General features: G+C 64.6%; 6 protein-coding genes and 1 pseudogene. 5 read left to right on the top strand and 2 right to left on the bottom strand.

Annotation, left to right across the window (positions count from 1 at the left end; all coding sequences use genetic code 11):
• Nucleotides 1-400 (bottom strand): site-specific integrase (locus EN750_RS20325; protein WP_189526343.1); only part of this gene is annotated, 400 nt, incomplete at its 3' end.
• A gap of 400 nt (nucleotides 401-800) precedes the next feature.
• On the opposite strand from EN750_RS20325, the gene rimM reads away from it, so the two are divergent.
• Together rimM and trmD are read left to right on the top strand one after the other, a co-directional pair.
• Nucleotides 801-1,400, top strand: a complete 600-nt coding sequence (gene rimM / locus EN750_RS20320) for a ribosome maturation factor RimM (RefSeq protein WP_127330189.1) — start codon at nucleotides 801-803, stop codon at nucleotides 1,398-1,400.
• Nucleotides 1,397-2,101, top strand: a complete 705-nt coding sequence (gene trmD / locus EN750_RS20315) for a tRNA (guanosine(37)-N1)-methyltransferase TrmD (RefSeq protein WP_127330191.1) — start codon at nucleotides 1,397-1,399, stop codon at nucleotides 2,099-2,101. Before rimM ends, trmD begins: the two co-directional genes overlap by 4 nt.
• Here the strand turns inward: trmD and EN750_RS20310 are convergent.
• Nucleotides 2,083-2,835, bottom strand: a complete 753-nt coding sequence (locus tag EN750_RS20310; protein WP_127267362.1) for a sulfite exporter TauE/SafE family protein — start codon at nucleotides 2,833-2,835, stop codon at nucleotides 2,083-2,085. The genes trmD and EN750_RS20310 overlap by 19 nt on opposite strands.
• A gap of 328 nt (nucleotides 2,836-3,163) precedes the next feature.
• Here EN750_RS20310 and rplS point away from each other — a divergent pair, with 328 nt between their 5' ends.
• From rplS to EN750_RS40850, 3 genes and pseudogenes are all read left to right on the top strand, one after another.
• The gene (rplS, locus tag EN750_RS20300; RefSeq protein WP_013528861.1) at nucleotides 3,164-3,715 is read left to right on the top strand and encodes a 50S ribosomal protein L19; all 552 of its coding nucleotides are present in this window, start codon (nucleotides 3,164-3,166) and stop codon (nucleotides 3,713-3,715) included.
• Nucleotides 3,716-3,869: 154 nt separating this feature from the next.
• Complete coding sequence (locus EN750_RS20295; protein ID WP_127267363.1) at nucleotides 3,870-4,283, top strand: organic hydroperoxide resistance protein; 414 nt, start codon at nucleotides 3,870-3,872, stop codon at nucleotides 4,281-4,283.
• Nucleotides 4,280-4,480: pseudogene (locus EN750_RS40850) on the top strand (MarR family transcriptional regulator); the annotation flags it as partial. The gene EN750_RS20295 and the pseudogene EN750_RS40850, both read left to right, overlap by 4 nt.

The following is a 4,480-nucleotide window of genomic DNA, read 5'->3' as shown; positions in this document are numbered from 1 at the left end:
GCTTGGCATCGCTCGCTGTCAGCGGCTTGGGCAGCGATTTGGGTTGGCGCGGCGAGCGCAGTGCTGCCGCCCCGGCCGCATTGGCGAGGCCGCGCCGCTCGAGGAAACGCAGCAGCGAGCGGATGCCGGCGAGACCCCGGCCCAGCGTGCGGGCACCGGCACCGGCATTGCGCCGCGCCGCGAGAAAGCCGCGCAGGTCGGCCGGGCGCAGATCGGCGATGTCCGAAATGCCGGGCGAGCCGCCGCAATGGCCGGTGAGGAAATGCAGGAACTGGCGCGTGTCGCGCTCATAGGCTTCCACGGTCTTGGGCGACAGCCGACGTTCTCGCGCGAGCATCTTCAGCCAGCTTTCGCGCGCCGCCTGGAGATCGGGTTTGGCCGGGATCAGGAATTCCTGCATGGCGGCATTTTCGGGTATTCGGGTTAGGAAGCGGTGAAGAGCCGTCATTGAAATGACAGCCGGCTGAGGTTAGGAGACCATCGATTGGTGGCAGGTGACTACCTTGGTGATTGGCTGAAATGCCCGCCCCCTTCGTCATCCTGGGGCGGAGCAGGAGCGAAGCGACGTCGCGGAGACCCCGGGATCCATGCCGTGACCTGCGAGCGTTGCTGCGTTACAAGTCTGATAGCTTTGCGGTGGAGACCGCGCGAAGTGTTTGCAAATAGAGAGTTGGCAGGAACGAGACTCGTGACCCTTTCTGAACTGCCGTGCTTTTTGGTCGCCGTAACGGAATGGATCCTCGGGTCTGCGCAGTCGCTTCGCGCCTGCTCCGCCCGTGGATGACGAAGGTAAAAGCGCCATGAGCAAGCCCCAAAACCCTGTCCAGATGGCCGTGATCGGCGCCGCCCATGGCATCAAGGGCGAGTTGCGGGTGAAGACCTTCACAGGTGAGCCGCTGGCGCTGGCCGATTACGGGCCGCTCTACGCCAGGGACGGGCGCGCCTTCCAGATCGTCGACATCAGGCCTGCCAACACCGTCGTCGTGGTCCGCTTCAAGGGCATTGCCGACCGCAATGCGGCCGAGGCGCTGGCAGGCACGGAGCTGTTCGTCGACCGTTCGATGCTGCCGGACGACGGCGAGGAAGACGAATTCTACCATGCCGACCTCGTCGGCCTCGAAGTCCGCGACGACACGGCTGCCGTGCTTGGCAAGGTGGTCGCGGTGCACAATTTCGGCGGCGGCGATATTCTCGACGTGACGCTGGGCGGGCGCAAGGGCGTGCTGATCCCGTTCACACAGGCCGCCGTGCCGCAAGTGTCGATCGCCGAGGGTTTTGTCCGTGTCGATCCGGCGGCTGCCGGGCTGGTCGACGACGAGGATGGCGATGGCCCGCGCGAGGAAGACTTCGATCCGAAGGGCCGGCCGCGCGGACCGAGCGATGCCGGGGGCAACCGGTGAGTTTTTCCGCTTCGGTGCTGACGCTTTACCCCGAGATGTTTCCCGGCGCGCTCGGCCTGTCGTTGGCCGGCCGGGCGCTGGAGGCCGGGACGTGGTCGCTGGAGGCGATCCAGATCCGCGACTTCGCCCCCGACCGCCATCGCACCGTCGACGACACGCCCGCCGGCGGCGGCGCCGGCATGGTGATGCGCGCCGACGTGCTGGCGAAAGCCATCGACCATGCTTCGCCGGAAGGCGATGCGCGGCCTCGGCTGCTGATGAGCCCGCGCGGCAAGCCGCTGACCCAGGCGCGTGTGCGCGAGCTGGCGGCTGGGCCGGGTGCCGTCATCCTGTGCGGCCGCTTCGAAGGCGTCGACCAGCGGGTGATCGACGCGCGGGGATTGGAGGAGGTCTCCATCGGTGATTTCATCCTCTCGGGTGGTGAGCCGGCCGCCCTTGTGCTGCTCGACGCGGTGGTGCGGCTGTTGCCCGGCGTGATGGGCAACGCGGTGTCGGGCGAGGAGGAGAGTTTCGAAAACGGCCTGCTCGAACATCCGCACTATACGCGGCCGCAGGAGTTTGAAGGCCGCGAGATACCCGAGGTGCTGATCTCGGGCAATCACAAGAAGATCGCCGCATGGCGGCGGGCGGAGTCAGAGGCGTTGACGAAAGAGCGGCGTCCGGATTTGTTGGGCGCCGCCGCTCACCCTTTCCAAAAGTAATAGAAAGCCAGAAACAGACCGACAGCGACGACGAAGCCGCGCACTGCGTTTTGCGGCACGCGCTTGGCGATCCAGACGCCGGCATAGCCGCCGAGCGCTCCGCCCGGGATCATGATGATCGCCTGCGGCCAGGCGACGACGCCGCCCGAGACGAAGACGACGATCGCAACAGCGGCGATGACCATGGCCAGCATGTTCTTCAACGCGTTCAGCCGGTGATAGTCGCCGGCTTGCGTCAGGCCGAGCGTCGCCAGCATCATCACGCCCATGCCGGCGCCGAAGAAGCCGCCATAGATGGCGGTGAGAAACTGCGCCAGGGAGCCGGCGAGCGAGCCCACCGCCGCTTCATGACCGGGCTTCGGCACTGGTTTCAGCCAGGGGCCGGCTGCGAACAGGGCTGTCGCGGCCAGGAGCAGCCACGGCACCAGAGCGCGAAACGACGGATTGTCGAGCGCCAAAAGGATCAGCGCGCCGGCCAGTGCACCCACGGCCGAAATCAGGCACAGCAGCAGCGCGCCGCGCCAGAAGTGCCTGATGTCGGCCGAGTAGGCGAGGGTCGAGGTGATGTAGCCTGGAAATTGCGTCACCGAGGAGGTGGCGTTGGCGACGATCGGCGGCAGGCCGACCAACGTCATGGCGCCGAAGGTGATGAAGGTGCCGCCACCGGCGACCGCATTGGCGGCGCCTGACAGAAAGCCCGCCAGAAACAGCAGGATGGCATCGAAGACAGACATGAATTGCGGCCGCTCAAAACTGTGTTATTTCAGGCTTAGAAAGCCTGAACGACCGGCGCAACCCGGCACGGCAGGATTACGATGGTGCCATGCGAGCAGAAAATGCGCTGCCAAGGCGTGACAAAGCGGCGAAATAGCTGTATGTGCCCGCCCGTACCGGCCAGAAAGAATCTGCCGGACCCGTCAACAATGACGGTGTAGTCGCCCCTGCCTGATGTTTCAAAGACAAATGTCTTGGAGACAAAAAGCATAGCCAAGCGGTCAATGAAACTGCAAGGCGAGTGTCGGACGCTCTGACTGTCGGAAGAACAAGAAGTGGACTTTTGAGATGGATATCCTCCGTCAGCTCGAGGCCGAACAGGCCGCCAAGATCGAAGCCAAGCGCAAGCTTCCCGAATTCCAGCCCGGCGACACCGTGCGCGTCCAGGTCCGCGTGACCGAAGGCACCCGCACCCGCGTCCAGGCCTATGAGGGCGTCGTCATCGCCCGCGCAGGCGCCGGCTTCCAGGAGAACTTCACGGTTCGCAAGATTTCCTACGGCGAAGGCGTCGAGCGCGTGTTCCCGGTCTACTCGCCGATGGTTGAAGGCGTCGAGATCGTTCGCCGCGGCAAGGTGCGTCGCGCCAAGCTCTATTACCTGCGCGATCGTCGCGGCAAATCGGCCCGTATTTCGGAAAACACCGGCGTGCGCGCCCGCAAGCTGAATGATGAGGAGCGCGATGCGCTGAACGCCGAGAAGGCCCGCATCGAGGCCGAGAAGGTGGCAGCAGCCGAGGCCTTGGCCGTCGAGAAGGCCGCCCAGGACGCCGCCGAGAAGAAGGCCGCCGCCGAAGCCGAAGCAGCAGCCAAGGCCGCCGCGGAAGCGACCCCCGCCGAATAAGGTTTTCGGACATCCCATTCAAAAAGGCGGCTTCGGCCGCCTTTTTCGTTTCACCGGACTGTGAACGCTTTCAGCGCCAGAAACGGGATCCGCTGTTGACGGCCTATTATCTTGTGTACTAAGTAATCGTGCACAAAGTAATTGGAGATTTGATATGGCACTCTACACGACACAGGCTCACGTCACCGGCGGCCGCGCCGGCCACGGCGAGACCAGCGACGGTCTGCTCAAGGTCGATCTGGCAATGCCCAAGGAGCTCGGCGGGCCGGGGGGCGCCACCAATCCTGAGCAACTGTTCGCAATCGGCTATGCCGCCTGCTTCGAAAGCGCCATCCGCTTCGTCGCGCGCAAACAGAAGCTGTCGCTGACGGATGCCGGGGTAACCTCCACCGTCAGCCTGCTTCCCAATGGCGAAGGCTTTAAGCTCGGCGTCGCGCTCGCGGCGGAAACGAAAGGCCTTGATCAGGCGGCGGCGGAAGCGCTTGTATCGGAGGCGCACAAGATCTGCCCCTATTCCAACGCCATCAGGGGCAATGTCGACGTAGCGCTTTCGGTAAAGGCGGCATGACGGAAAAGACGACAAAGAGCACCAGCGACGTCCCGGCGGAGGCCACCGGGACGTTTCACGTTCCGCGGCTCGACCAGCAGCTGTGCTTCGCGCTCTATTCGGCAAGCGGGCTGATGACGAAGCTCTACCGCCCGCTGCTCGATCCGCTCGGCCTGACCTATCCGCAATATCTGGCCATGTTGGCGCTGTGGGAACGG

The organism is Mesorhizobium sp. M7A.F.Ca.ET.027.03.2.1 (assembly GCF_003999175.1).
GTDB lineage: Bacteria > Pseudomonadota > Alphaproteobacteria > Rhizobiales > Rhizobiaceae > Mesorhizobium.
Note: the sequence above shows the minus strand (reverse complement) of the source record. Positions and strands in the feature narration are given on the sequence as shown.